Here is a 2,544-nt window from a genome sequence, read left to right on the forward strand (position 1 = left end):
TTTCAATAAATTCCATATGGCCAACTGGTAATCCTGCTACTGTTAAGTATTCATCAATATTCATGTGGAGTTTATCTAAAGCGATTCTAGCATCTTTTTTCATACTGTTATAATCCACTTTTTCTAATTTTTTACCAAAAATTTTACTCAATAAAGTTTTTTTAGTATTTTCTCTATTAAGTTTAATATTTTCTGTAATAGTAAATCCAGGTATAAGCATAAATTCTTGGTGGACCATACCAATCCCATTATTCATAGCATCTTCAGGAGATTTTGGAAGAAAAGGTTGTTCATTAATTAGTATTTCACCGTCAAATCCTCCTGTAGAATGAATAACAGGCATTCCAAACAATATATTCATTAAAGTAGATTTTCCTGCTCCATTTTCTCCTACAAGACCATGGATTTCACCTTCTTTAATGGACAATGAAACATTATTTAGAACCCGATTTTCGCCATATAATTTTGTAATATTATTCATTTGAAGTAAATCCATATAATTCAATTCCCTCCTTATTCAAGAAGGAGGTCGTTTAAACGACCTCTCAACTTAAAAGATTTGTGAATCCATAATAATCATAAAGAAGTTTTCTTTATCTTTATCGATAGCTTCCATTTCTACAGTATCTCCAGCAATATTTTGAAGGGCAGATAACATGGCGTCTTTGTCAAATTTTTCTATTTCTCCTTTACCATATCTTATTGCATATTCAACACCTGCTTCAATCCAAGTCATGTTTGCAGGGTATTTCCAAGTACCGAATCTTCCAGTACCATTTTTTTCAGCAATTTTTTCTTTGATTTGTTCTATCATATAATCTATATCTCCAGCTTTGTCTTCAGGGATTTCAAGACCTAGTGCACCAGGGTATGCATGATATGGACTTGGGCAACATTGTTCTGGGTATATGGCTCCTTGATCTAATACTGACTTTATTAAAGGTTCTTGCATAGCACAGTTAGTACCAAAGAAAGCAGTATCTTTTCCATATTCTTCTACTTGTCGTGGAACATCTTCTAATATGAATTGTTGTGTTCCTGGAATTCCAGCATCTCCAGTTGGATCTGGTGCATCTATTTCTACAAATTCAATTCCTAGTTCATCACAGGCGTTTTTCATTATATCTCGTCTTTGTGACAATAGTTCCATTGACATATGCCTTGGGAAAGAGTAATGTACGAAAGTTTTGGCACCCATTTCATGGGCAGTGTTAATTATGAAACTACCACGCTTTAGTTGATCAGGACTTAAAATAATATCTGCACGAGATGCTATAGTATCAGGATCTTCATGAGGCTCTCCAGCAATAAACAAGATATCATCTCTGGTTTCTCTAATTTTGTCAATTGCAGGAGCAGTACCTGGAACTGCTTGACATATAACTATAGCTTTTACATCTTCATCTGTGGATAGGCTGACGATTTGAGCTATAGTAGTTTCTTGTTCTTGAGAAAATTTGTCTGGATAAGTTATATGCTTAATAACATCTTTGCCATATTTGGCAACTAAATTTTCTCCAGCACGAAATTCCTCTTCTCCTTGAGATACAGTACCGGTAACTAGTCCAATCTTAAACCCTAAATCTTCACCTCCCGTTGTTACATCTTCTTTACCGCAACCAGAAATACTTAAGATTAACAAGCCGATTAATAGAAATACAAAAATTCTTTTTTTCAAGATTTTCCCTCCTTTTTACTATTAACCTAATCCTTTGGACATAATGATATTTTAAAGTAATCGTTTATTAATAATATGCTTATACAATTTAAAATATTCTGTTATGCTTTAATAAATAGATTATTAAAATTTGATAAAATGGGTAATTGGTTATTGGACAGAATTATAGGACATAGAAAGGAGAACAAATGGAAAAATTTTTTACTAAAAAACTCAATATATTGATTATTTCTTTAATATGTATGGCATTATGGGGGAGTGCATTTCCAGTAGTCAAAATAGGTTATGAACTATTCGAAATAGAAACTTCCGATATTTTTGGTAAAATTTATTTTGCAGGATTAAGATTTTTTATTGCCTCTTTGATGGTGTTTTTAATCCATAGGATTATATTTAAAAAGAAAGTACAAATTAATAGATATTTTATAAAACCTATAATAATTTTAGGATTACTTCAAACATCGTTACAATATTTTTTCTTTTATATTGGAGTAGCTAATACAACAGGAATAAAAAGTGCTATACTTCAATCGGGGAGCACATTTTTTGTGGTAGTCATGGCTCATTTCATCTACCAAGAGGATAGATTGGATTTTAAGAGAATAATAAGTCTTTTACTTGGATTTGGAGGGGTGGTATTTGTAAATTTAGGGAAAAACTTTGATTTAAGTTTTAAGTTGACAGGAGAAGGATTTTTAATAATCTCATCCTTATTAAGTGCAATAGCTACTATTTATGTAAAAACTATGCCGAGGGATATGAGTCCTTTTGCAAGTTCTGGAGGTCAAATGTTCACAGGTTCTTTATTGCTATTATTAGTTGGAAAAATAGGATTAAGGGGGAATAGTATTAATTTTAGTTTAAGT

At 31.7% G+C, this 2,544-nt stretch carries 3 protein-coding genes; 1 reads left to right on the forward strand and 2 read right to left on the reverse strand.

All coding sequences use genetic code 11. From position 1 onward, the window contains the following. Positions 1-496, reverse strand: a 496-nt coding sequence (locus VK998_RS12120) for an ATP-binding cassette domain-containing protein (RefSeq protein WP_325228706.1), incomplete at its 3' end; no start/stop codon positions are given. 54 nt (positions 497-550) lie between these two features. Beyond that, positions 551-1,678, reverse strand: a complete 1,128-nt coding sequence (locus VK998_RS12125; RefSeq protein WP_325228709.1) for a DUF3798 domain-containing protein — start codon at positions 1,676-1,678, stop codon at positions 551-553. A 188-nt stretch (positions 1,679-1,866) separates the two neighbouring features. Here VK998_RS12125 and VK998_RS12130 point away from each other — a divergent pair. Then, on the forward strand, positions 1,867-2,544 hold a 678-nt coding region (locus tag VK998_RS12130; protein ID WP_325228712.1), incomplete at its 3' end, for a DMT family transporter.

The organism is Schnuerera sp., from assembly GCF_035459645.1.
Lineage (GTDB): Bacteria > Bacillota > Clostridia > Tissierellales > Tepidimicrobiaceae > Schnuerera.